The 24104-nt window shown below is 61.3% G+C and carries 23 protein-coding genes and 1 tRNA gene; 12 read left to right on the forward strand and 12 right to left on the reverse strand.

The annotated features are described in order from the left end of the window. The first annotated feature begins 308 nt into the window (after positions 1 to 308). Positions 309 to 1706 (forward strand): GABA permease, encoded by a 1398-nt coding sequence (gene gabP / locus BMY68_RS25875; RefSeq protein WP_062823954.1) that lies wholly within the window; start codon positions 309 to 311, stop codon positions 1704 to 1706. Between the two features lie 317 nt (positions 1707 to 2023). Here gabP and BMY68_RS25880 read toward each other — a convergent pair whose 3' ends face one another. Together BMY68_RS25880 and BMY68_RS25885 are read right to left on the reverse strand one after the other, a co-directional pair. Then, positions 2024 to 2422, reverse strand: coding sequence for a hypothetical protein (locus BMY68_RS25880; protein ID WP_085533452.1), 399 nt, complete (start codon positions 2420 to 2422; stop codon positions 2024 to 2026). A 104-nt stretch (positions 2423 to 2526) separates the two neighbouring features. Continuing rightward, positions 2527 to 3495 (reverse strand): alpha/beta hydrolase family protein, encoded by a 969-nt coding sequence (locus BMY68_RS25885; protein ID WP_085533454.1) that lies wholly within the window; start codon positions 3493 to 3495, stop codon positions 2527 to 2529. Between the two features lie 365 nt (positions 3496 to 3860). Between BMY68_RS25885 and BMY68_RS25890 the strand changes: the two genes are divergently transcribed. Further along, complete coding sequence (locus BMY68_RS25890; protein ID WP_085533456.1) at positions 3861 to 4319, forward strand: hypothetical protein; 459 nt, start codon at positions 3861 to 3863, stop codon at positions 4317 to 4319. A gap of 275 nt (positions 4320 to 4594) precedes the next feature. Here the strand turns inward: BMY68_RS25890 and BMY68_RS25895 are convergent, their stop codons facing one another. Further along, entirely contained in the window at positions 4595 to 6349 is a 1755-nt protein-coding gene (locus BMY68_RS25895; protein WP_204840081.1) for an anti-phage dCTP deaminase, read from the reverse strand. Between the two features lie 638 nt (positions 6350 to 6987). Here BMY68_RS25895 and BMY68_RS25900 point away from each other — a divergent pair. Next, positions 6988 to 7374, forward strand: coding sequence for a hypothetical protein (locus BMY68_RS25900; RefSeq protein ID WP_239694135.1), 387 nt, complete (start codon positions 6988 to 6990; stop codon positions 7372 to 7374). 77 nt (positions 7375 to 7451) lie between these two features. Here the strand turns inward: BMY68_RS25900 and BMY68_RS25905 are convergent. The 5 genes from BMY68_RS25905 to BMY68_RS25925 all read right to left on the reverse strand — a co-directional run bounded on the left by BMY68_RS25905 (position 7452) and on the right by BMY68_RS25925 (position 11671). Further along, a tRNA-Phe gene (locus BMY68_RS25905) sits at positions 7452 to 7527 on the reverse strand. 103 nt (positions 7528 to 7630) lie between these two features. Further along, on the reverse strand, positions 7631 to 7903 hold the full coding sequence (locus tag BMY68_RS25910) for an oxidative damage protection protein (RefSeq protein ID WP_007921798.1): 273 nt from the start codon (positions 7901 to 7903) through the stop codon (positions 7631 to 7633). After that, entirely contained in the window at positions 7900 to 8967 is a 1068-nt protein-coding gene (gene mutY / locus BMY68_RS25915) for an A/G-specific adenine glycosylase (protein WP_085533458.1), read from the reverse strand. Before mutY ends, BMY68_RS25910 begins: the two co-directional genes overlap by 4 nt. Beyond that, positions 8964 to 11192 (reverse strand): AsmA family protein, encoded by a 2229-nt coding sequence (locus BMY68_RS25920; protein ID WP_085533460.1) that lies wholly within the window; start codon positions 11190 to 11192, stop codon positions 8964 to 8966. Before BMY68_RS25920 ends, mutY begins: the two co-directional genes overlap by 4 nt. A 68-nt stretch (positions 11193 to 11260) precedes the next feature. After that, positions 11261 to 11671, reverse strand: coding sequence for an acetyl-CoA sensor PanZ family protein (locus tag BMY68_RS25925; protein ID WP_085533461.1), 411 nt, complete (start codon positions 11669 to 11671; stop codon positions 11261 to 11263). Between the two features lie 326 nt (positions 11672 to 11997). Between BMY68_RS25925 and BMY68_RS25930 the strand changes: the two genes are divergently transcribed. The 7 genes from BMY68_RS25930 (at position 11998) to BMY68_RS25960 (ending at position 17857) form a co-directional block, all read left to right on the forward strand. After that, positions 11998 to 13659 (forward strand): OFA family MFS transporter, encoded by a 1662-nt coding sequence (locus tag BMY68_RS25930; protein ID WP_009041755.1) that lies wholly within the window; start codon positions 11998 to 12000, stop codon positions 13657 to 13659. Between the two features lie 277 nt (positions 13660 to 13936). Then, positions 13937 to 14530, forward strand: a complete 594-nt coding sequence (hisB, locus tag BMY68_RS25935) for an imidazoleglycerol-phosphate dehydratase HisB (protein WP_007921806.1) — start codon at positions 13937 to 13939, stop codon at positions 14528 to 14530. Beyond that, positions 14530 to 15168: an imidazole glycerol phosphate synthase subunit HisH gene (gene hisH / locus BMY68_RS25940; RefSeq protein WP_085533463.1), complete on the forward strand. Its 639-nt coding sequence runs from the start codon at positions 14530 to 14532 to the stop codon at positions 15166 to 15168. Before hisB ends, hisH begins: the two co-directional genes overlap by 1 nt. Next, complete coding sequence (locus tag BMY68_RS25945; protein ID WP_007921810.1) at positions 15169 to 15426, forward strand: DUF2164 domain-containing protein; 258 nt, start codon at positions 15169 to 15171, stop codon at positions 15424 to 15426. A gap of 94 nt (positions 15427 to 15520) precedes the next feature. Next, complete coding sequence (gene hisA, locus BMY68_RS25950) at positions 15521 to 16258, forward strand: 1-(5-phosphoribosyl)-5-[(5-phosphoribosylamino)methylideneamino]imidazole-4-carboxamide isomerase (protein WP_009041758.1); 738 nt, start codon at positions 15521 to 15523, stop codon at positions 16256 to 16258. Positions 16259 to 16267: 9 nt separating this feature from the next. Beyond that, positions 16268 to 17038 carry an imidazole glycerol phosphate synthase subunit HisF gene (hisF, locus tag BMY68_RS25955; protein WP_007921812.1) on the forward strand — a complete coding sequence of 257 codons (771 nt, stop codon included), beginning with the start codon at positions 16268 to 16270 and terminating at the stop codon, positions 17036 to 17038. Positions 17039 to 17101: 63 nt separating this feature from the next. After that, the gene (locus BMY68_RS25960; RefSeq protein WP_009041759.1) at positions 17102 to 17857 is read left to right on the forward strand and encodes a substrate-binding periplasmic protein; all 756 of its coding nucleotides are present in this window, start codon (positions 17102 to 17104) and stop codon (positions 17855 to 17857) included. Positions 17858 to 18009: 152 nt separating this feature from the next. On the opposite strand, the gene BMY68_RS25965 is transcribed toward BMY68_RS25960, so the two are convergent. From BMY68_RS25965 to gpmI, 4 genes are all read right to left on the reverse strand, one after another. Beyond that, a complete protein-coding gene (locus tag BMY68_RS25965; protein ID WP_092160564.1) occupies positions 18010 to 18768 on the reverse strand; it encodes a divergent polysaccharide deacetylase family protein in 759 nt (252 codons plus the stop codon). A gap of 166 nt (positions 18769 to 18934) precedes the next feature. Beyond that, positions 18935 to 20245: a S41 family peptidase gene (locus tag BMY68_RS25970; protein ID WP_009041761.1), complete on the reverse strand. Its 1311-nt coding sequence runs from the start codon at positions 20243 to 20245 to the stop codon at positions 18935 to 18937. 31 nt (positions 20246 to 20276) lie between these two features. Further along, entirely contained in the window at positions 20277 to 21563 is a 1287-nt protein-coding gene (locus tag BMY68_RS25975; RefSeq protein ID WP_053259311.1) for a murein hydrolase activator EnvC family protein, read from the reverse strand. A 136-nt stretch (positions 21564 to 21699) separates the two neighbouring features. Then, positions 21700 to 23229: a 2,3-bisphosphoglycerate-independent phosphoglycerate mutase gene (gene gpmI / locus BMY68_RS25980; RefSeq protein WP_007930819.1), complete on the reverse strand. Its 1530-nt coding sequence runs from the start codon at positions 23227 to 23229 to the stop codon at positions 21700 to 21702. 151 nt (positions 23230 to 23380) lie between these two features. Between gpmI and BMY68_RS25985 the strand changes: the two genes are divergently transcribed. After that, positions 23381 to 23794, forward strand: coding sequence for a rhodanese-like domain-containing protein (locus BMY68_RS25985; protein WP_007930821.1), 414 nt, complete (start codon positions 23381 to 23383; stop codon positions 23792 to 23794). Between the two features lies 1 nt (position 23795). After that, complete coding sequence (gene grxC, locus BMY68_RS25990) at positions 23796 to 24050, forward strand: glutaredoxin 3 (RefSeq protein WP_009041764.1); 255 nt, start codon at positions 23796 to 23798, stop codon at positions 24048 to 24050. Positions 24051 to 24104: the final 54 nt, after the last annotated feature.

Here is a 24104-nt window from a genome sequence, read left to right on the forward strand (position 1 = left end):
AAGGGTAAAACGGCCAAAGGTTGCGTATCCGCCCTCTATTTGTGCGCCGCACACTTTTTGTGTGTGTTTCTGGTGCGCTGCTTCGTTCTACAAATGGGTGGTGCGGTAACGTTCTGGCGCAAGGCCATTAATCTCAAGGACTTGCGCTCATCCGTCGGTCGCCTTTGCAGCCCGCGCCCGCTGGGAGCCTGTAACATTTTGGCGCAAATCTTGCGTAAGAAATAAAGAACGCCCTGTTGGATTCTTTTTACGAGAAAGAATATCCAGGCCGGGTGGACGCTTTCGCTTTCTTCGCAAAGGTAGTTTCAATGAGCAGTACGCAGACCTCCAATGACCTCGAACAGGGGCTCAAACCGCGGCATGTCACCATGCTGTCGATCGCCGGGGTAATCGGCGCCGGGCTGTTCGTCGGTTCCGGCCACGCCATCGCCGAAGCCGGCCCTGCCGTGCTGCTGGCCTATGCGGCCGCGGGCACCCTGGTGGTGCTGGTGATGCGCATGCTGGCCGAAATGGCCGTCGCCTCGCCGGACACGGGCTCCTTCTCGACTTATGCCGACCGCGCCATCGGCCACTGGGCCGGTTTCACCATCGGCTGGCTGTACTGGTGGTTCTGGGTGCTGGTGATTCCGCTGGAGGCCAACGCCGCCGCGACCATCCTGCATGCCTGGTTCCCTGATATAGCGATCTGGGCCTTTACCCTGGTCATCACCTTGCTGCTGACCGCGACCAACCTGTTCAGCGTGAAGAACTACGGTGAGTTCGAGTTCTGGTTCGCCCTGATCAAGGTCGTGGCGATCATCGGCTTCGTGGTGCTCGGCCTGCTGGCGATCTTCGGCCTGCTGCCGACCAGCAATGTCAGCGGCGTCTCGCACCTGTTCGATACCCAGGGTTTTTTGCCCAACGGCATGGGCGCGGTACTCGCCGCCATGCTGACCACCATGTTCTCGTTCATGGGCACCGAGATCGTCACCATCGCCGCCGCCGAATCGAAGAACCCGGGCCAGCAGATCAGCAAGGCCACCAACTCGGTGATCTGGCGGATCGGCCTGTTCTACCTGGTATCGATCTTCATCGTCGTGGCCCTGGTGCCATGGAATGACCCGAGCCTGGCCCAGGTCGGTTCCTACCAGACCGTGCTCGACCGCATGGGCATCCCCAACGCCAAGCTGATCGTCGATCTGGTGGTGCTGGTGGCGGTGACCAGCTGCCTGAACTCGGCGCTCTACACCGCCTCGCGCATGCTGTTCTCCCTGGGCAAGCGTGGCGATGCCCCGGCCGCGGCCAAGCGCACCAACACTAGCGGCACGCCTTACTGGGCGGTGATCCTGTCCACCGCGGCCGCCTTCCTCGCGGTATTCGCCAACTACGTGGCACCCGCCGCGGTGTTCGAATTCCTGTTGGCCAGTTCCGGCGCCATCGCCTTGCTGGTGTACCTGGTGATCGCGGTATCGCAGCTGCGCATGCGCCAGAAACGCACAGCGGCCGGCGAGAAGATCGCCTTCCGCATGTGGCTGTTCCCGGGCCTGACCTACGCGGTGATCGTGTTCATCGTCGGGGTGCTGACCATCATGCTGTTCCAGGAAGGGCACCGCATGGAGATCGTCGCCACCGGCCTGCTGAGCATGGTCGTGATCGCGGCGGGCCTGCTGGTTGCGCGTCGGCGCAAGCTGGAGAAGCAGGCGGCCGGTGTATTGAGCCGCGCCTGAGTTTTTCCCGCTAACGAAAAAGGCCGCTGTCAGTGCTGACAGCGGCCTTTTTTATGGCCTGTACCGGCGCTTTCGCGGGCAAGCCTCGCTCCTGCAGATGAAGGTGATCCTTGCTCGCGATGGCGATTGAATATTCAACACGGCAGTGAGGGCCATGCATGACGCGCTGTAGCCGCTGCCGAAGGCTGCGATCGGCCGGGCACCGGCCGCAACCCCGGCAAACGGGTAACGGCTGACCCACCGCAGACGGCTGCTTCGTCGGAGCGCCACCCAAGCTGATCGCAGGCTGCGCCAGCGGCTACAGATCGTGTTGAAGCTTATTTCTGCATCAGTGCTTCCGAAGCGGCCAGGTAGGCGGCCTGGAATTCCGGACTTTCGATCCAGGCCAGGGCGCCGGCCTCGTCGGTCTCGGTGGACCACTGGCGGTACTCGATCAGGGCGGCGAGGATGAAGTCCATGGAGCCTTCCTCGCCTTCCTGCTCGTAGACGATCTCCAGCAGCGGGTCTTCCAGGAACGCCGCGCACATCGCCTGCTGGCTGGTCTTCTCGGCGTCGATCATCTTCTTGAACAGCTCGGTCAGGTCCACCGACTCGAAGTCGATGCGGTCGTCGTTCGGGTCCAGTTCCACTGGCGCGGCGTTGCGCTGGGTGCGGTTCTGCTTGGCCTTGGTTTTCGCCCGCTGGGCTCTTTTGTGTTGCTTGTTCGCAGATGCCATGGGCGTCGTACCTTTTGCGCAAAGAGGAGGGCCAGGCATGGATACAGTGTCCGGCCTGGCTTTCAGGCGGCAGAGGATGCCAGTAAATGCGCTGCCTGGCACTCTCAACGGCTACCGCTGATCAGGCGTCCCGGGGTGTCGCTGGGCAATGTGGCGTGTTGCAGCCAGGCCAGGGCGATCGGCCATAGGCGGTCCTGGTAATGGCTGCGGAAAAACGCGAAGTGCCCGACTTCCTGCTCGCCGATGTCCTCGGGTTCGATGCGCCAATGGCTGCGCTGGCTGGCGGTGAAGTAGCCCAGCAGGCGCTCGATGGCTGGCACGGTGCCGTAAGGGTCGTCGCTGATGCTGATGGCCAGCAGCTGCGCCTTGACCCGGGCGAAGGGTAGCGCCGGATCCCGGCGCGCCAGGTGGCGCCCGCTGGGCCGCCGTTGATAGTGCGCGGTGGGCGTGGCCCAGTCGCGCACCACGCCGGCGGGGGTGTCCTCCAGCCAGCCCAGGCGCTTGCCGGGGAAGTAGCCGTAAATCGCCGTCAGCAGCGGCATCACGACATGCCATTTGCCCAGCATGCGCCAGCGGCTTTCCGGGGCGTAATCGCGCCAGTAGGCGAACTGCGCGCCCACTGTCACCACGCGGCGGATCAACTGCCCGGATGCGCCCAGCCCCGCCGCGCAGCCGCCGAAGCTGTGCCCGACCACGTCGATGGGCTGGCCGGGGAATTCCCGCTGCGCGCGTTGCAGCATGGCTTCGAAGTCCAGGCTGCCCCAGTCCGACCAGGACGCCTTCAGCTTGCGCATCGAGGCCGGCCGCGACTCGCCGATGCCGCGGTAGTCGTAGGTGATGACGTCGAAGCCATGGCTGAACAGGTAATCGGCGAACCGTGAATAGTGCCGACAACGCACGGAGGTGGCTGCATTGATGACCACCACTGGGCGTGCGGGGTCCGGTTCGGCATGGCGCCAGGTGAAACCGCCCAGGATAAAGCCATCGGCGGCGGGCTCGCGGAACGCCGTGCCGGGGCTGCTGGTCGCGGTGCTGGCCGGGTGCAGGGGCGAGGGCGGGGATTGCACGGTCATCGGCGCGTATTCCTTTGCGGGCGAAAAGGCGTGTCGGCTCTTTTTAGGTGCAAGCATTAATAACCGCCTTGTCCGCGCCGTGGCAACCGTCGGGATTGGCGCCGCTGCTAGGTACTTTTGGTTAAAAGCCTCACACCGAATCGATCTAAACGGCCCGGCATCGGGGCGTACACTGAATATCAGGGCCTGGGGGCGATCACGGATGCATGACGCTCACGGGCTGTTCATTCGAGCATCGTTTGCCTGAGGCGTAGCTGGACCATTCAAGATGAAAAGGGGAGACCCGGACGCCGCCGTTCTGGGGCTGGGCTCTTGGCGGTGGCGTTCCCATTCAGTGGTTCGAGACGAACCCGGGAGTGCTCATCATGAAGTCCTTTTACTTGTGTGTCGTAACAGGCGTTCTCGCGGCGTTCCTGTCACTCGCGCCGTTCAGCGTACAGTCCGCCACCCCCAGCAACGAACCCATCGACCCGGCGGGCGTGCAGCTGGAACCTCAACAGCAGAACGGCATTACCTATCTGTCCGGCGGTATCGGCCTGGACGAATCGCGGGCGCTCTTGCAGACCAAGGGGTACAACCTGCACATGACCTTTTCCGTCGGCCCGGAAAACAAATACACCTCGGATGTCGACCTGGCGATCCAGAACCCGCAAGGGCAGCCGGTCCTGACCCTGAATCAGGTGGGCCCCATCGTCTTTGTGCAACTGCCGGCCGGCAAGTACCAGGTTATCGCCACCCGTGGCGGACATACCGAACGCAGCGCGGTGGATATGAAAGTGGCGGGTATTCGCGACCTCAACCTGCACTGGAATGACAGTTATTGAGTGAAGGCTGCAATGCTGAAAACAGGCGCATCAAATCGCAGGCAATAAAAAACCCCTGAATCTTTCGATTCAGGGGGGGGGGCGGTGTTGGTGGTGCCAGAGACAAAGTTATTTATCTCTCATTCGAGCAGGGAGCACGATCTCGGGGAGGGGGCGATGTGCGTGGGTTACCTTGGGCAGCCTTTAAGGACTCTTGTTTCCAGGTCGGCCACTGGTCTACGACGCGGCGTGATTCATTAAGATGATTGATGAATTCTTGCTTATTGCTGTTCATGTTAGATTTCCTCTATGTACCTTGATAGCAGAGCTGCAGCTATGGTTTCACGTTCCATGTACGAACAAGGCAACATCTGGGTGCGCAATTTAGCATCTGTCTCTCTCCAGTCAATGATTTCACCTTGGTCGGTTTTGCGTGCGACTGGATACCCGCTACCGAGGTTTGTGGAGAATAGGTTAAAAAAACTTCTAGGTCCAACACCAATAAAAGGTTCAAAAACTACATTTTTACTATTTTTGTCTAAAGATATTGAGTCTGAGTGGAACTCTAAGGCTTTGCTTTTTGGATATGGCTCAACATATATAACTCTTTTGATTCCCGCTGCGACTATATGCTTGGCACAGTTGTGGCAGGGGAATGTGGTGCAATATAAGTGGCTTTCTGTGGTGCTTATACCCGATCTTGCACTAGAAAGAAGGGCTTCCATTTCGGCATGTACAACTCGTCCGTACTCAGTAATATCTTTAATTTTGCTATTTTTTATAATTGGGGTCAGCTCCTCTCTGTATTCTTGTGGAACCGACTCTATAATTCCTTCGATAATTAACCTCTTTTGAATGGCATTGGAGTCTTCTCCTTTCATATAGTCTCGGCCATCTACGCTATCAGATATTTCTTGAGTCTTTTCATCTATGTCTGGCCAATATAGTCCGCCATGGGCTTTCGGGACATCATTTGCTCCAGTTGAGATTATGCAGCGGTTTTTAGTAAGTACTGCACCCACTTGACGTGATAGGTCTGCTGACCTTAAGGAGGCAGAAAATGCCATAAACATTGCATATTCATCAAAGGTCGGTGTGATGTACGGCTTTCCAAAAAGCAGATCTAGTATTCTCCAGATTTGTTTCTTTAGAGAGTCGGAATTTCCGTTGTAGTCGATGAAAAAGTCTGAGAGGTGATATGTGTCGCGAGTATGTTGCCCGTATTCTTCACGCTCATCGGCATCACGCTCAATAAGTCTTGAAGCTTGCTCCTCTGACATCGATTTGTCTTTTGTTAAGTATTCATATCTTCTTGTGTGATCGGCGTGAACCCCTATCAGGAAAAAACCATCGGAATAGATTCTTCTTAATTTTTGAACCTCGGCAGGGCTTTTTAGTGAGTTTATTATGAAGGCATTTCGACGTAGGGGTTCTTGTGCACCTCTTGATTTGTTTATTTGTGCTGCGGCACCTAGAGCTAGAATTGAATTGTCTTGACTTTCCTTGCGAAGCCTATTGCCCTCCTCCATATAAGAGCTGATTCGATCAAACTCATGAGAGCTTTGTGTCGGGTTGCCAATGTTGGAAATGATGTCGGTGGAAATTTTTATGCTGCGGGTTTCATATTTAAATATTTTTAATCTGTCCGTTATTAGCTTTGATACCTCTGGAAGGTCTGTTCCGATTGTTCCGACAAGGCCTATAATTAGCTCTGAGTCGGAATAGGTGTCGTTGATGAAGTATGTGCTTTCGGATGTGTCTTCCGTAGAAAGTTCTTCAACTATTCTTTTGGTACCATCGGGAAGCGCATGTGGCTCTGATTTGCTATGGGTTTCAGTGTTTAAAAGTGGTTCTACTAGTTTCTTAAGTTTCTCGGCTGAATAGGGTTTTCCTTGGAATAAGATTCCGCCTGTTGAGGGGTACCAATTCAGTATTCCTTTACTTTTTGTTTTGAATTGATATTGGTTTTTATTTATTTCCTTCCATTCGCCCGCTGACGCTATCGGCTCAAGTTTTTTCTTGAGTTCTTCTATGCTCCCATCAAAACGCATGCTAATTCCCTTTTGAGCAGATAATCATTTATGAGTGGCTATGGTGTTTATAGGATGAAGCAGACTTATTCAAGATAGCCTCTAAATCTTTCACTGGCTAGGAGGTGTGCGAGAGGAGTCCTATGTGAGACAAGTCGTATGAAGTGTTTCTTTTTTTCTTATGGAAGTTAGGAATATTCTGGCTTCTTCGGGCTTTATCAGACCGCTCCAACTGCTTACGCATTACGCAAATTGGGTATTGGTAACCTGTTGAGTACATCCTGAGGGAGGGGGTGTATTAGCTAACCTTGACGTGGTCCTTGGACTGAGGTGGCGTATCTCTTTGGTCGAGGTGCCTACCAATCTCGCGTTGTCACATGCACTTACTGTGTGGAGTTTTGCACTCGTTGTGACCTATTTACTCTGCGCCGGTCGCTGCCAAATCAGCGGCCGGGTGTAGGAGCCCGAGAGTCGCACCGTGCACGAGCGCCCAGCTTTTTCTGGGTGCTTTTTTGCTGCCCTGTGTTTTATGACGGCTGTGCGCGGGCACGCTTCGGCGTGGCCGGGTCGTGCGTCCGGTCTCCTACCCCGCGTACAGCTGCCATCCAACTTGTAGGAGAGTCTGGTGGTAGCCCAATTTTACGCACGGAGCTACATCAATGAGCGGATACGTCCCGCTTCACAGCACTCCCACTGATCATCCCGTCCTGCTTATCGACTCCAGCGCCTCACTGGTGGATTTATTGGTCTGCGCCGACCAGCGCATTCGGGTCATCTACAAACTGATGAGCAGCCTGTCTTGCATGACCGCTCGTACGGCTGACGAAAGTGATTTATTCCAAATAGCGGATATTGCCTCGCTGCTGCTGAGCGATGGCGTGGCGTTGTTGGATGTTGCGCAGGGTAAGGCTATGCAAGGATGTTGGCGGCTAAATCGTCTCCAGGCGCCGCATGGGAGCTGTAACGTTGCTTTGCAGCTCTTTCGCCTGGAGTTGGCCGATGACTCGCTCAAACAGCCTGGGCGGCAGAATGAAGGCGATCTCTGAGGAGTGAAAATAATCTACGTCAAATCGCAGGCAATAAAAAACCCCTGAATCTTGCGATTCAGGGGTTTCGGTATTAGTGGTGCCCAGAGACGGAATCGAACCGCCGACACGGGGATTTTCAATCCCCTGCTCTACCGACTGAGCTATCTGGGCAACGGGGCGCATTAAACGGGTTTTTCGGGGGGGCGTCAAGCAAGTTTTGAAAAAAAGTTTAATTATTACCGCCGCTTACGTTCCCGCCCCGATTTGAGCGCAATTACTCGGACGGCGGCACATAGCCGTCGGCCTTGGCGTATTCCTCTCCGGAGAAGAACTTGTCCATCTCGCCCTGCAGGTATTTGCGGTCTTCGGCGTTCATCATGTTCAGGCGTTTTTCGTTGATCAGCAGGGTCTGGTGTTTCTGCCAGTCGGCCCAGGCCTTGGCGGACACGTGCTCGAAAATCTCCTGGCCCTTGGCACCTGGGTACGGAGGACGCTCCAGGCCCGGCAATTGTTCTTTGTACTTGCGGCACATTACGGTGCGGGTCATTGCAACTCTCCTGCGTTCAATACGTCGGCCGCGCGTTTGAGCAGCTTTTTCACCGGGGCGGCAAGGCCCAGGCGCGGCGGGGTGGCGAGGTTATACCAGAGCCAGTCGGCCTCGGCCACGTGATGGGTGGATGCCTGGACCTGCACCAGCCAGGGCTCGATGGCCAGCTGGAAGTGACTGAAGGTGTGCACCAGGCCGGGCATTTCCTGTTGCTTGCCCAGCTCTAGCGAGTGCTGCGCAGCCAGGTGTTCCAGATCCGCCAGATCGTCCAGCTCCGGCAGGCTCCACAAGCCGCCCCACAGGCCGCTGGAGGGCCGGCGGTACAGCAGAATGGCGCCTTCGTGGTTGGCCAGCATCGGCATCAGCGTGCGTTTCTGCGGGACCGTCTTGCGTGGCTTGGGAATCGGGTAGCGGGTTTCCAGGCCCAGCATGTGCGCTTCGCAGCCTCTTTCCAGGGGGCACAGCAGGCAGCTGGGCTTGCTCCGGGTGCAGAGGGTGGCGCCCAGGTCCATCATCGCCTGGGTGTAATGGTTCACCCGGGTCTGCGGGGTGAAGCGCTCGGCCGCGGCCCATAGCTGCTTGGCCACCTTGGGTTCGCCCGGGTAGCCCTCCTGCGCGGTAAAGCGCGCCAGCACCCGCTTGACGTTACCGTCGAGGATCGGCGCGCGCAGGCCCATGCTGATGCTGGCGATGGCGCCGGCGGTGGACAGGCCGATGCCCGGCAGCCCGGTGAGTTTTTCCACGTCGCGGGGAAACTCGCCGCCGTACTCGGCGACCACGATTTTCGCGGTCTTTTGCAGGTTGCGCGCGCGGGTGTAGTAACCCAGGCCGGTCCACAGGTGCAGCACTTCGTCTTCCGGCGCGGCGGCCAGGGCCTGGACCGTCGGCAGCGAGGCCATGAACCGGTCGAAGTAGTTGAGCACGGTGCTGACCTGGGTCTGCTGCAACATGATTTCCGAGACCCATACCCGGTATGGGTTGATCTCCTGCTGCCAGGGCAGGTCATGGCGGCCATGGCGGTCGTACCAGTCCAGTACCGCCGGTGCGAACTGCTCGGCCCTCATCGTTTGAACAGCCCTTTGAGTGCGTTTTTCAGTTCTGGGCTGACCTTGTCGCCCAGCTTCTCATCGAGTTTTTCGCTGAGGCGATCGCCGGCCAGCCTGGCCGCGACCTGGCCGAGGCCGTCGCGGTCCAGGCGGCAGGCCTTGGCGCCCAGTTCCAGCGGGCCGCGGCAGCGCAGCGGCAGTTCGATGCCGACAAAACGTTCGCCGACCTGGCAGGCCGGGTCCGGCATGTCGCTCTTGTCGCCTTCGACGACGATGCCGACACGGTAATCCATGCCCAGTACGCGCAGGTCGATGTCGCCATTGCCTTTGACGCTCATGCCCGGGATGCGCACTTTCAGGTCCGGGTTGCTGGCCACGCCGTTGCGCAGGGTCAGGTTGCCCTTGAGTTCCTGGAAGGGTGTGTCCTTGCCCCGCGGCTCGCTGCTCAAGGTCTTGCGGTTCAGCGTGGCGATGCCCTGGCACACTTGCTGTTCGAGGTTGGCATTGAGCAGCACGCCGTTGTTGACGACAAAGCTGGCGTTGCCGTTGAGGCCGTCGACCAGCGCCTTCTGGCTGTTGCCGCTGCTGGTCAGGTTGCTGTCGAGGGTCACCAGGCCCTTGACCGGCGGGGTCTGCCCCTGGCTTTCCAGGATGCGTTCCACCGGTACCCGGTTGATCCTGGTCTGCAGGCTCAACTGCGGTGTTGGCTGGCGCACGTCGAGGTTGCCGTTGGCTTCGAAGCTGCCGTTGTACAGCTCGCCGCGCAGGCCCTCGAGTTTCAGCAGGCCGCCCTGGCCGTTGGCCTTGAGCGTGGCGTTCTGGATCGGCAGCTTGTCCAGGGTCAACTGGCCGAAGCTCAGGTCGGCGTCCACATCCAGCTTGCTCAGGCGTTCCACCGGCAGCAGGCGCTCGGTGCTCCAGGCGCCCTTGGTCGGCGCGTCCGGCAGCGGCGAGTTGCCGGCCCCGGCGACGGCGCTGGCTTCGCTGCTCTGCACTTCGGCCTTGCGCGCGACCGCAGCGCTGTTGGCTTCGGCGGATTTCGGCGGCAGGTAGCGGTCGACGTCGAAGGTGTCGGCCTTGAGCTGGGCGCGCAGCGATTGCTTGGCCAGGTCTTCGACCGCCAGGCGGCCGCTGAAGCTGCTGTCGTCGAGTTTCAGGTTGATGTTTTCCAGGGCGATGCTGTTCGGCGTGGCGGACAGGCGGCTGACCAGCTCGACCTTGCTCAGGCTGCCTTCGGCCATGGCCGGCAGGGTCTGGCCGATGCTGTCGACGAACTTGGCCAGGTCGAACTGGGCGATGGAAATGCCGCCGTTGAGCTGCGGGGTCTTGTCCAGGTCGTTGACCTTGAGCTCGCCGATGGCGCGCAGCTGGTTGAGCGAGAGCTTCAGGCTGTTCCATTCGGCGACGTTGGCGGCCTTGTCCAGCAGCAGCTGGCCCTGGGCGGCGAAGGTCAGGGTCTTGCCTTGCAGCGGATCGCCGGCGGCTTCGCCGGACAGCTTCATGTCTTCGAACTGGTAGCGCTTGAGGACGCGGTCGAAGCGCAGCTCGCCCTTCAACTCGGTGCGCACGCGCACGGCCGGCTGGGTGCTGGCGAGGAAGGCGGTGAGCTTGACCGGGGTATTGGTCGCTTCGTGGATCGGGCCGGTGCTCAGTTGGATGCTTTCGGCGGTGAACTGCTTGCCGCTCTGCTCGTCGTTGTATTCCACCCGGGCGTTGTTCACGGTCAGGCTGTCGATATCCAGGCGGATCGGCTGCGCCGGTTTTTCCGTGGTGGCCGGGGTCGTGGTTGTGGTTTCGCCGGTGCTGGTGGCCGGGGTTGCGGCCTGCTTGTCGGCGGGGGCGACCTTGCCGATGTCTTCCCAGTTGCCGTGGCCATCCTTGTTGCGGGTCAGGCGCAGGTTCAGGCCTTCGACACGCACATCGCTCATCTGCACTTCGCGGCGCAGCAGCGGCAGCACGCGGACCGACAAACCGAGCATCTGCAGATCGGCGAACGGCTGGGTCGGGTTGGCCAGGGTGGCGACGCCGGCCTCATGCAGTTCGAGGCCGAGCCAGGGGAACAGGCTCCAGCCGATATCGCCATTGAGCGTCAGCTCGATGTGGGCCTTGTCGCGGGCTATCTGGCGGATTTCTTCTTTGTAGTCGTTGGGATCAAACAGGTGAGTCAGGGCGAAGCCGAGAGCCACGATGATCAGCAACAGCCCGAGAAGTACCAGACCCAGGATTTTGCCGAACGCTTTCATGGGCGAGTCCTTGTAGTGTCGAATTCGAATTTAGCCGGGGAGTATAACGCCCCGGACCTGGCCACTGGTCACTGATCGTTTTGCAGCACATCCAGCGGTATCTGCAGCTTGGCCGCCAGGGCCTGGGCTTCGAGGTGCCCGGCGGGGGCCAGCAGGCGCAAGGTGGCGCCGTGCCGGGCGGCCATTGTCCGGGCTTCGCTCACCAGTCGCTCGGCCACGCCGCGACGCCGGGTGATCTTGCGCACACACATTTGGGACAGGTGCCAGACGCCTTGGTGCCGTTGCAGGCGGGCGGCGCCCAGCAGGCGGTCGTTGAAGCGCCCGGCGATCAGGCTGCCGTCGCCCAGGGCGGCCTCGATCAGTTCCATATCGTCGCGCTGCGGCGCGAACAGCCAGGGCGGGGCGTCGCGGTAGATCTTCTGCAGGTCCTGCTGATCCTGATAGCTGATTTCTTTCAGCGACTCGACAACGATGGGCATGGGGAATCCTGTGCAGAGCGAAGGAATGGCTGGCCATTATCGACAGCAGCGCATGGGCTGGCGAGGGGGCACGCGTCGTCGGCGGGGCCGCGCGCTTCTGTAGGAGCGCGCTATTGCCGTCTTCCGGTACAGATGACGCAGAAAAGGTGATGGCAGTTTGCTTTTTCTGTCACGAGCAAATGGTAATCTTTCGCCGTTCATCTGCCCTTCCGCGACCAAAAGTCGCACTCTATGGAGCTTCACTCGATAAAACGACCACGTCTGCGTGCAAAGGTCGTGAGTGAAGAGTGGCCGGCGAATAATTCCAATAATTGGGGGAAACACTCATGAGCACTAGCACCGAGGCGGGCGCGATTGCCGTCCAGCCGGCGTTCTTGTCCAAAGAACGCATCATCGCCAAGCCCGGTTTCAACCGTTGGCTGGTTCCACCGGCCGCTCTGGCCATCCACCTGTGCATCGGCATGGCCTACGGCTTCTCGGTGTTCTGGTTGCCGCTGTCCAAGGCCCTGGGCGTGACCGCTCCGGTGGCCTGCGCCCCGGACATGGGGTTTATCGCTCAGGTCTTTTCGTCCCAGTGCGACTGGCCGATCTCGATGCTCGGCTGGATCTACACCCTGTTCTTCATCTTCCTCGGCTGCTCCGCGGCGATCTGGGGCGGCTGGCTGGAGCACGCCGGCCCGCGCAAGGCCGGTGTGGTATCGGCGCTGTGCTGGTGCGGCGGCCTGCTGATTTCGGCGCTGGGGATCTATACCCACCAGATCTGGCTGATGTGGCTCGGCTCCGGCGTGATCGGCGGTATCGGCCTGGGCCTGGGTTACATCTCGCCGGTGTCGACCCTGATCAAATGGTTCCCGGACAAGCGCGGCATGGCCACCGGCATGGCGATCATGGGCTTCGGCGGTGGTGCGATGGTCGGTGCGCCGCTGGCGGCGGCACTGATGAGTCACTTCGCTTCGCCAACCGGTGTCGGCGTCTGGCAGAGCTTCCTGGTGATGGCGGCGATCTACTTCGTGTTCATGATCGGTGGCGCGCTGTCGTACCGCGTACCACCGACCGGCTGGAAGCCTGAGGGTTGGACCCCGCCGGCGAAAAAAGCCGCGAACGCGATGATCACCCACCGTCACGTGCATGTGAACGTGGCCTGGAAAACTCCGCAGTTCCGCCTGGTATGGCTGGTGCTGTGCCTGAACGTTTCCGCGGGTATCGGCATCCTCGGCATGGCTTCGCCGCTGTTGCAGGAAGTCTTCGCCGGCAAGCTGCTGGGCAATGAACTGGCCTTCGGTCAGCTGGATGCCTCGCAACTGGCGTCGATCGCCGCGATCGCCGCCGGCTTCACCGGTCTGCTGAGCCTGTTCAATATCGGTGGTCGTTTCTTCTGGGCGTCGTTCTCCGACTACCTGGGACGCAAGAACACCTACTTCGTGTTCTTCGCCCTGGGTTTTGCCCTGTATGCGCTGATCCCGAACCTCGGGCATCTGGGCAACGTCGCGCTGTTCGTGGCGGCGTTCTGCATCATCCTGTCGATGTACGGCGGCGGTTTCGCCACGGTTCCGGCCTACCTGGCGGACCTGTTCGGCACCCAGATGGTGGGCGCGATCCACGGTCGTCTGCTGACTGCCTGGGCGGCGGCAGGCGTGCTTGGCCCGGTACTGGTGAACTACCTGCGTGAATACCAGCTGAGCATCGGCGTCGAGCGTGCCGCGGCCTACGACATCACCCTGTACATCCTCGCCGGTCTGCTGGTGCTGGGTTTCCTGTGCAACCTGCTGGTGCGTCCGGTGGCCGACAAGTACTTCATGACCGACGCCGAGCTGGCCGCCGAACAGGCGCTGGGCCATGATAAGGGCGCGGACAGCACCACCGTGCTGGAGTGGAAAGCCTCGTCCGGCAGCGTGCCGCTGGCGGTCGCCGCCTGGCTGGTGGTGGGTATTCCGCTGGCGTGGGGCGTGTGGGTCACCCTGCAGAAGACCGCGGTGTTGTTCCACTAAGGCTTCGCTGGCAAGGATGTAGCCGCTGCCGAAGGCTGCGATAAGGTCCGCAGGCCCTTCAGCGATTTCAGAATCGCTACGGCCGTTCTCCGAACGCGGCCCGGGCCGATCGCAGCCCGCGGCAGCGGCTACAGGTTGCATATTGCTTGTCATGACAGGTACAGCCCCGGCTTTATTGGGTTGCGCCCGTCAGGATCTTGTCCTACGTGTTCCTGTTTAGCCGCCGTCCGGCCTATAATGTTCGCCTTTTTCGCCCAATGATTTTGCGGAGCTGGTGATGGCCGAACGTAAGGCGTCCGTCGAGCGCGACACTCTGGAAACCCAGATCAAAGCCTCGATCAACCTGGATGGCACCGGAAAGGCCCGATTCGATATCGGGGTTCCCTTCCTTGAGCACATGCTGGACCAGATCGCCCGTCACGGGCTGATCGACCTGGATATCGAAAGCAAAGGCGACTTGCATATCGACGACCACCACACCGTGGAGGACGTCGGTATCACCCTGGGTCAGGCCTTCACCAAAGCCATCGGCGACAAGAAGGGCATCCGTCGCTACGGCCACGCCTACGTGCCGCTCGATGAAGCGCTGTCGCGCGTGGTGATCGACTTCTCCGGCCGCCCTGGCCTGCAGATGCATGTGCCTTACACCCGCGCCACCGTGGGCGGCTTCGATGTCGACCTGTTCCAGGAATTCTTCCAGGGCTTCGTCAACCACGCCAACGTCACCCTGCACATCGACAACCTGCGCGGGCACAACACCCACCACCAGATCGAAACCGTGTTCAAGGCTTTCGGCCGTGCGCTGCGCATGGCCGTGGAGCTGGATGACCGCATGGCCGGGCAGATGCCTTCGACCAAGGGCGTGCTGTAATGCAGACGGTCGCGGTTATCGATTACAGCATGGGCAACCTGCACTCGGTGGCCAAGGCCCTCGAGCACGTTGGCGCCGGCAAGGTGCTGATCACCAGCGATGCCGATGTGATTCGCGAAGCCGACCGGGTGGTATTCCCCGGCGTCGGCGCGATTCGCGACTGCATGGCGGAGATCCGTCGCCTGGGCTTCGACACGCTGGTGCGTGAAGTCAGCCAGGACCGTCCGTTCCTCGGCATCTGCGTGGGCATGCAAGCCTTGCTCGACCGCAGCGAAGAGAACGACGGCGTCGACTGCATCGGCCTGTTCCCCGGCCAGGTGAAGTTCTTCGGCAAGGGCCTGCATGAGGACGGCGAGCACCTGAAAGTCCCGCACATGGGCTGGAACGAAGTGAAACAGGCGGTGAGCCACCCGCTGTGGCACAACATCCCGGACCTGGCGCGCTTCTACTTCGTGCACAGCTACTACATCGCCGCCGGCAACGCGCGGCAGGTGGTCGGTAGCGGCCACTACGGCGTCGATTTCGCCGCGGCACTGGCCGAGGGCTCGCGCTTCGCCGTGCAGTTCCACCCGGAGAAAAGCCATACCCATGGCCTGCAATTGCTGCAGAACTTCGCGGCGTGGGACGGTCGCTGGTAAATGGCGGTCAAGAAGAAGGCGCCGATCCTGACCCTCACGCCCGAGCAGGAGAGTGAGGCCAATCACAAGATCCAGCGCTTCATGGAAGATCGCTTCGAGCTCGACCTGGGCTCGTTCGAGGCGGCCGAGATTCTTGAACTGTTTACCCGCGAAATTGCTCCGCACTATTACAACAGGGCGATTTTCGATGTGCAGGCCCAGCTCAAAGAGCGGTTCGAAAGCATCGAAAGCGACCTGTGGGCGCTCGAAAAAAATTAGGAGCAGCTGCAAGCCGCAAGCTGCAAGAATTGGTACACCGCATGCTTGCAGCTTGTCGCTTGCAGCTTGCCGCTCTTTTGACGAAGGAAAAAGCATGCTGATTATCCCCGCTATCGATCTTAAAGACGGTGCCTGTGTACGTCTGCGCCAGGGCCGCATGGAAGATTCCACGGTGTTCTCCGATGACCCGGTGAGCATGGCTGCCAAGTGGGTGGAGGGCGGCTGCCGCCGTCTGCATCTGGTCGACCTGAACGGCGCCTTCGAAGGCCAGCCGGTCAACGGCGAGGTGGTCACCGCCATCGCCAAGCGCTACCCGAATCTGCCAATCCAGATCGGTGGCGGCATCCGCTCGCTGGAAACCATCGAGCACTACGTCAAGGCCGGCGTGAGCTACGTGATCATCGGCACCAAGGCGGTGAAAGAGCCGGAGTTCGTTGCGCAAGCCTGCCGCGCCTTCCCGGGCAAGGTGATCGTCGGCCTGGACGCCAAGGACGGTTTCGTCGCCACCGACGGCTGGGCCGAGGTCAGCAGCGTGCAGGTCATCGACCTGGCCAAGCGCTTCGAAGCCGACGGCGTGTCCGCCATCGTTTATACCGACATCGCCAAAGACGGCATGATGCAGGGCTGCAACGTACCCTTCACCGCAGCCCTGGCCGCTGCCACCAGGATCCCGGTGATCGCTTCCGGCGGTATCCACAACCTGGGCGACATCAAGGCCCTGCTGGATGCCAAGGCTCCGGGGATCATCGGCGCCATCACCGGCCGCGCGATCTACGAAGGCACCCTCGACGTCGCCGAGGCGCAAGCCTTCTGCGATTCGTACCAAGGCTGAGGACTCACCATGGCGCTGGCTAAACGCATCATCCCTTGCCTGGACGTGGACAACGGCCGGGTGGTCAAGGGCGTCAAGTTCGAGAACATCCGCGATGCCGGCGATCCGGTGGAAATCGCCCGTCGCTACGACGAGCAGGGCGCGGACGAGATTACCTTTCTCGACATCACCGCCAGCGTCGATGGCCGCGACACCACGCTGCACACCGTCGAGCGCATGGCCAGCCAGGTGTTCATCCCGCTGACCGTGGGCGGTGGCGTGCGCACCGTGCAGGACATCCGCAACCTGCTCAACGCCGGGGCGGATAAGGTCTCGATCAACACCGCGGCGGTGTTCAACCCCGAGTTCGTCGGCGAAGCGGCGCAGCATTTCGGCTCGCAGTGCATCGTCGTCGCCATCGATGCGAAGAAGGTGTCCGGGCCGGGCGAAACCCCGCGCTGGGAGATATTTACCCACGGCGGGCGCAAACCCACCGGGCTGGACGCGGTGGAGTGGGCGAAGAAGATGGAAGGCCTGGGCGCCGGCGAAATCCTGCTGACCAGCATGGACCAGGACGGCATGAAAAACGGCTTCGACCTGGGTGTGACCCGCGCCATCAGCGATGCCCTGGGCATTCCGGTGATCGCCTCGGGCGGGGTCGGCAACCTGCAGCATCTGGCCGATGGCATCCTCGAAGGCCACGCCAGCGCGGTGCTGGCGGCAAGTATCTTCCACTTCGGCGAATACACGGTTCCGGAAGCCAAGGCTTATATGGCGCACCGCGGCATCGTCGTGCGGTAGCCACTGGACAGCATGGCGGGCTCGCGGCACTCTTGGGCACGCCATGGATTCCGGTAGCCCGTCATGTTCAAACGTCTTCTTCTTGTTCTTGCCAGCGCTTCGGTCCTCTTCGCCGCAGGCGCTTGCGCAGCGCAAACGCCAGGCACCTCCCTGGTGCTGCTGACGGAAAACTTCCCCCCCTACAACATGGCCAAGAACGGCAAGAACTTCGCCCAGGGCGAGAATATCAACGGCATCGCCGTGGATATCGTCCGCGAAATGTTCAAGCGTGCCGGGATCAATTACAGCCTGACCCTGCGTTTTCCCTGGGAGCGCATCTACAAGCTCGCCCTGGAGCAGCCGGGGTACGGCGTGTTTGTCATGGCGCGGTTGCCGGACCGGGAGCCGCTGTTCAAATGGGTCGGCCCCATCGGCCCGGATGACTGGATCATGCTGGCCCGGGGCGATAGCAAGATCGCCCTGCAATCCCTGGAGCAGGCACGCAAATACCGGATTGGTGCCTACAAGGGCGACGCCATTGCCGAGACCCTGGCCAAGCAAGGACTCAAGCCGCTGGTGGTGCTGAGGGACCAGGACAACGCCAGGAAGCTGGTCGGCGGCCAGATCGACCTATGGGCCACTGGCGATCCCGCCGGGCGCTATCTGGCCAGGCAGGAAGGCGTGACCGGGCTCAAGACCGTGCTGCGCTTCCACAGCGCCCAGCTGTACCTGGCGCTGAACAAAGAAGTGCCGGACGAGACCGTCGCCCGGCTGCAGGCCGCGCTGGATCAACTGCGCGAGGAAGGCGTGGTGGAAGAGATCATGGGGCGCTATCTCTGATTGCTCCCCTGTAGCCGCTGCCGCAGGCTGCGATCGACGGCGTAGCCGTCGCCAACGATATTCCACGCCACCCAGGATTATGTGCTGGCCGCATTAGCGGCCGCTGCGCGCCCGATCGCAGCCTGCGGCAGCGGCTACAGGGCATGTTGGTGTCAGCGGTAAACCCCATCCTTGCCGTGCCCGGCCATGGCCTTGTTGCTGCGCACGCTGATCATCAACTTGATATCGATCCAGTCGATGCCCTGGGCCTTGAGCCTGGGCAGTTCGCGTTCAAGCACCGCCAGGGTCTGCGGGTAGGGATGGCCGATCACCACCGCCGAACCCTGCTTGCGCGCCAGGTTGATCGCGGTCTGCAGCTGGGTGCCAATCGCCGCTTCGGTGCGTTCGTCGTCGAGGAACACATCGCGGGACACGCTGGCCAGGCCGATCTTCTGCGCCTCGGCGGCGGCCACGGTCTTGGCGCTGGTGCGGCTGTCGACAAAGAATTTGTGGCGGCGCTGCAACTCGGCCATCAGCCAGGCCATGGCCTGGGGCTGGGAGGTCATGCGGCTGCCCATGTGGTTGTTGATGCCGCTGGTGTAGGGCACGGCCTTGAAGGCGGCGTTGAGGCGCTTTTCCAGCTCTTCGATGGGCAGCTCGGGGTGCCAGGCGAAGGGGCCGGTAGCCGGGTCCATGGGCATGTGCAGGATGACGATCTTGCCGGCGCGATGGGCTTCGCGGGCGAACTCGGCGGCGTGGGGCGTGTCGGGCATGATCGCCGTGGTCACCGGGCCGGGCAGGGCGAGTACGCGGCGATCGCGGGGCAGGTTCTGCCCGAGGTCGTCGATGATCAGGCTCAGGTAGGCCTTGCGCGGGGCGGGCTCGGCGGCCTGGAGCGAGGTGAAGGCGAGGAGGCACAGAAGCCCGATCATGAGCCTCCACGACAACCGTGGGAGGGGTTGGCGGTGAGTGATCATGGAAGTTTGAAGCATAGGGTTCGGGTAAAGCCTTGGCAGGGTGTGGCGGTCATCAGGGCGCCATCGCGAGCAAGCTTCGCTCCTGCAGAGGAGGCGGCGGGCTTGCTCGCGATGGGCTCCATCACTTGCTGCGGGTGATGCTCAGGCCCTTGAGCAGGCTGAGGGCCTGGGCCAGCTGGTAGTCGTCGTCCTGCGGCATCGGCTTGGGCTTGCTGCCGGAAGCGGTCGGCTTGTCGGCGCCGCCGTTGCCATTGCCCAGGTGGCCTTGCAGGTCGGCTTCCTTGAAGTACTCGTTGTCCTGCGCTTCGCTGGTGATCTTGGCGCGGCGCACCTCGATGTCCGGCACGATGCCCTGGGCCTGGATCGAACGGCCGTTCGGCGTGAAGTACAGCGCAGTGGTGATCTTCAGCGCACGGTCGTTGTTCAGTGGCAGCACGGTTTGCACCGAGCCCTTGCCGAAGCTGGTGGTGCCCATCAGCACCGCGCGTTTCTGGTCCTGCAGGGCGCCGGCGACGATTTCCGAAGCCGAGGCGCTGCCACCGTTGATCAGCACCACCATCGGCACCGCTTCGCTTTCGTCCTTGCCGGTGGCGGAGAAGCGCAGCTCGGAGTTGGCGATGCGGCCCTTGGTGTAGACGATCAGGCCCTTGGTGATGAAGTGGTCGACCACTTCCACCGCCGATTGCAGCACGCCGCCCGGGTTGTTGCGCAAGTCGAGGATGATGCCGTTGAGCTTCTTGCCGTTGTCCTTGCGCAGCTTGGCCAGGGCCTTGGAGACTTCCTCGCCGGTCTTGACCTGGAACTGGGTGATGCGGATATAGCCGTAGCCCGACTCCAGCAGCTGGCTCTTCACGCTCTTCACCTGGATGGTGGCGCGGGCCAGGGTCACGTCGAACGGCGCACCGCCGTCGCGTACCAGGGTCAGGGTGATCTTCTGGCCGATCTTGCCGCGCATCTTGTCCACGGCTTCGGTCATGCTCTGGCCGCGGGTCGGCTGGCCGTTGATCTTGACGATCAGGTCGCCGGCCTGGATGCCGGCCTTGGACGCCGGGGTGTCGTCGATCGGCGACACCACTTTGATGATGCCGTCCTCGGCGCCGACTTCGATGCCCAGGCCGCCGAACTCGCCGCTGGTGCTTTCCTGCAGCTCGGCGAAGTCTTCAGGGCCCAGGTAGGCCGAGTGCGGGTCAAGGTTGCTGAGCATGCCCTTGATGGCGTTTTCCAGCAGGGTCTTGTCATCGACGGGTTCGACATAGGCGGCCTTGATCCGATCCATGACCTCGGCGAAGGTGCGCAGCTCTTCGAGCGGCAATGGCGCCTTGGTGGTCGTGGCGGCTGCCGACTGAGCGGTTTCGGCGGCGAACGCCAGGGGCGCACCGATCACCAGAGCGATCGTCAGGGCCAGCGAGGTGAGGCGGGACAAATGCAGCATGTCGAACGAACTCCTGAATGAGATGGCGCGCTTATCCTTGCGCGCGGCACCATTGTGCCGGGTCGCTTGGGCGACCCTGCTGGCGAATAGCGAAGTACAGTGCAGGCGCGCCCTGTCCACCACTGCTACCGACAGTGGAGATGGACTCGCCGGCCTTGACGATATCGCCCGCTTCTTTAAGCAGCGTCTGGTTGTGTCCGTAGAGGCTCAAGTAGCCGTTGCCGTGGTCGAGGATCACCAGCAGGCCGGCGCCGCGCAACCAGTCGGCGAACACTACACGGCCGCCATGGACGGCATGCACCTGGCTGCCGGCCGAGGCGCTGATCATCACCCCGTCCCACTTGGTCCGGGCATCGTCGCCGCGGCTTTCGCCGAAGCGCGCCAGCAGTCGACCATCAACCGGCCATGGAAGTTTTCCACGGGATGAAGCAAACGGGCCTCCATAGGAGGCGCCTGCGCTGGAAACCAAGGGGCCGGGCGTCGCTCGGGGCGGCTTGCTCGGGCTCTCGTCGGCACTGGCCTGGGCCTCACGCAAACGCTTTTTTTCGGCTTCCTGCTGGGCGATCAGCGCTTTCTGTCGCGCTTCTTCCGCCTCTCGGGCCTGGCGGGCCAGGGTTTCCTCGATGGTTTTCAGGACCTTGCCCAAATCGGCCTGGTCCTGTTCGCGGGCCTTGAGCTTGTCGCCACGGGCCTTCACGTCGTCATTGAGCTTGGCCAGGGCCACCTGGCGTTCCTTGCGGACCTTGTCGAGTTCTTCACGCTGGGTGTCGAGGCTGCTTTTCTGCACCAGCAGCTGGGCTTGCTGCAGGGAGATTTCCTTTTCGACATTGGCCAGCTGGCGCAGGGTCTCGTTGAAATTCTTCAGCTGCTCCAGGCGGGCCTGGCTCAGGTAGTCGTAATAGGTGAGTGTGCGGGCGAATTTTTCCGGGTTCTGCTGGTTGAGCAGCAGCTTGAGGTACTCCTGGCGACCATTCTGGTAGGCCGCGCGGGCCTGAATGGCGATCAGTCGTTGCTGTTCAATGCGCGCGCTCTGGAGTTTTTTTTTCTCCTCATCGAGTCGCTGCAGCTCGGATTCGCTTTTCTTCAGCTCTTTCTGCAGGGCATCGACCTGCTTTTCCAGCTTGCCCATCTCGGTTTCGGTGCCGCGCAGGTCTTTCTGCACGCCGGACTTTTCTTCCTGCAGCTTGCCCAGCAGCTTTTTCAGCTCGGCAATATCCTGACGCGTGGCGTCCAACTGCTGTTGGGTTTGCGCGCGCTCGTCGGCGAAGGCCGGTTGGAGCAGGCAGATCAGAGCAAGGGTAATCAGGGCGCGAAGCATAGAGGCGGGCGACACCAGGGAAAGGGACGGCCTAGTATGCCCGCCCCTCGCTGCAAAAAAAACGCCTCAAAGCCAACTGCTTTGAGGCGTTCGTCATAAAAAGCCGTTTGCGGCCCATTATTTGGTCTTTTTGATATCAGACCAGTATCGAAGTGCCAGTCATTTCCGCGGGCTGCGGCAGGCCCAGCAGTTTCAGCATGGTCGGCGCCACGTCGGCCAGGACTCCGCCTTCACGGACTTTCAGGTCGCGCTTGCCCACATAGATGAACGGCACCGGCTCGCTGGTGTGGGCGGTGTGGGCCTGGCCGGTGGAAGCGTCGGACATCTGCTCGACGTTGCCGTGGTCGGCGGTGATCAGGGCTTCGCCGCCGACCTTTTCCAGGGCATCGACGATACGGCCGACGCACAGGTCCAGGCACTCGACGGCCTTGACCGCCGCGTCGAACACGCCGCTGTGGCCGACCATGTCGCCGTTGGCGTAGTTGACCACGATCACGTCGTAGCGCTGGTTTTCGATGGCGTCGACGATCCGGTCGGTGACTTCCGGTGCGCTCATTTCCGGTTGCAGGTCGTAGGTGGCGACTTTCGGCGACGGGATCAGGATGCGCTCTTCGCCCGGGAACGGCTCTTCGCGGCCGCCGGAGAAGAAGAAGGTCACGTGGGCGTATTTTTCGGTTTCGGCGATGCGCAGCTGGGTCTTGCCGTTTTTCGCCAGGTAATCGCCCAGCACGTTTTCCAGGCTGCCCGGGGCAAAGGCCGAAGGGGCTGGAATGCTTGCCGCGTACTGGGTCAGCATGACGAAACCGGCCAGTTTCGGCTGGCGGGCGCGCTCGAATTCCTTGAAACCGTCCTCGACGAATACCCGGCTCAGCTCGCGGGCGCGGTCGGCGCGGAAGTTCATGAACACCACGGCGTCGCCGTCCTCGACTTTCACTGGCTCGCCGAGGGTGGTGGCCTTGACGAACTCGTCGCTTTCGCCACGCTCGTAGGCGGCCTGCAGGCCTTCCTGGGCGGTGGCGGCGTTGAATTCGCCCTTGCCGTCGACGATCAGGTTGTAGGCCTGGGCCACGCGGTCCCAGCGGTTGTCGCGGTCCATGGCGAAGTAGCGGCCGATCAGGCTGGCGATGCGGCCCTTGCCCAGGGTCTTGAAGGTTTCATCCAGCAGTTCGATCGACGAGGTGGCGCTTTTCGGCGGGGTGTCGCGGCCGTCGAGGAAGGCGTGCAGGTAGATCTTCTCGGCGCCACGCTTGAAGGCCAGTTCGGCCATGGCTACCAGATGGTCCTGGTGGCTGTGCACGCCGCCATCGGACAGCAGGCCGAGGATATGCACGGCCTTGCCGGCGGCCACGGCTTTATCCACGGCGGCGCAAATGGTCGGATTCTCGAAGAATTCGCCATCGCGGATGGCCTTGGTGACACGGGTGAAATCCTGGTACACCACGCGGCCGGCGCCGAGGTTCATGTGACCGACTTCGGAGTTGCCCATCTGGCCGTCCGGCAGGCCGACATCCATGCCCGAACCCGAGATCAGGCCGTTCGGCACGCTGGCGCACAGGCGGTCGAGGACCGGCTTCTTGGCTGCATAGATAGCGTTGGATTCGTGGCTCTCGCTGTGACCGAAGCCATCCAGAATCATCAGGACCAAAGGTTTAGGCGTGGTAGTCATAGATTCCACTCGTGGCTGGATTGGGAGAATGTTGGAAAAAGGGAGTGGCAGTTTAAAGCGAAGTTCCGGTGGCGTCACCGCCGGGCGGGGTTTGGCCGACCCGGAGGGCTGTGTATACTGGCCGACATTTTAACGCCCTGGAACCTCCTTGATGGTTGCTCACCTGATTCAATTCGCCACTGAACACTACTTGCTCGTCGGCGCCTTCGTCATCTTGCTGGCTCTGTTGATCGCTCACGAGTTGAGCCGCGGCGGCCGCAGCCTCAGCACCCGTGAACTGACCGCGCTGGTGAACAGCGAGCAGGGCGTGGTGATCGATATCCGTCCGACCAAGGACTTCGCCGCGGGCCATATCGTCGGCGCGTTGAACATCCCTCAAGACAAACTGGCCGCCCGCGTGGGCGAGCTGGAAAAGCACAAGGCCAAGACCATCATTCTGGTCGACGCCCTGGGTCAGCACGCCGGCACCCACGCTCGCGAGCTGATGAAGTCCGGCTTCACCGCCGCCAAGCTGTCCGGCGGCGTTGGCAGCTGGAAAGCCGACAACCTGCCGCTGGTGAAGTGATATGGCTACTGTCGTCGTCTATTCCAGCGATTACTGCCCCTACTGCTCGCGGGCCAAGTACCTGCTCGAGAACAAAGGCGTAGCCTTCGAAGAGATCAAGGTCGACGGCAAGCCGCAGGTTCGCGCCGAAATGGCCCAGAAGGCCGGGCGCACGTCCGTGCCGCAGATCTGGATCGGCAGCACCCATGTGGGCGGTTGTGACGATCTGTTCGCCCTGGAGCGCGCCGGCAAGCTCGACGCGCTGCTCGCGGCCTGACTGACCACCCAAGTTCAGCAAACCCTACATGACCCCGAGATCAAGAAGGATCTG

The organism is Pseudomonas sp. NFACC41-3 (assembly GCF_900109505.1).
Classification (GTDB): Bacteria; Pseudomonadota; Gammaproteobacteria; order Pseudomonadales; family Pseudomonadaceae; genus Aquipseudomonas; species Aquipseudomonas chlororaphis.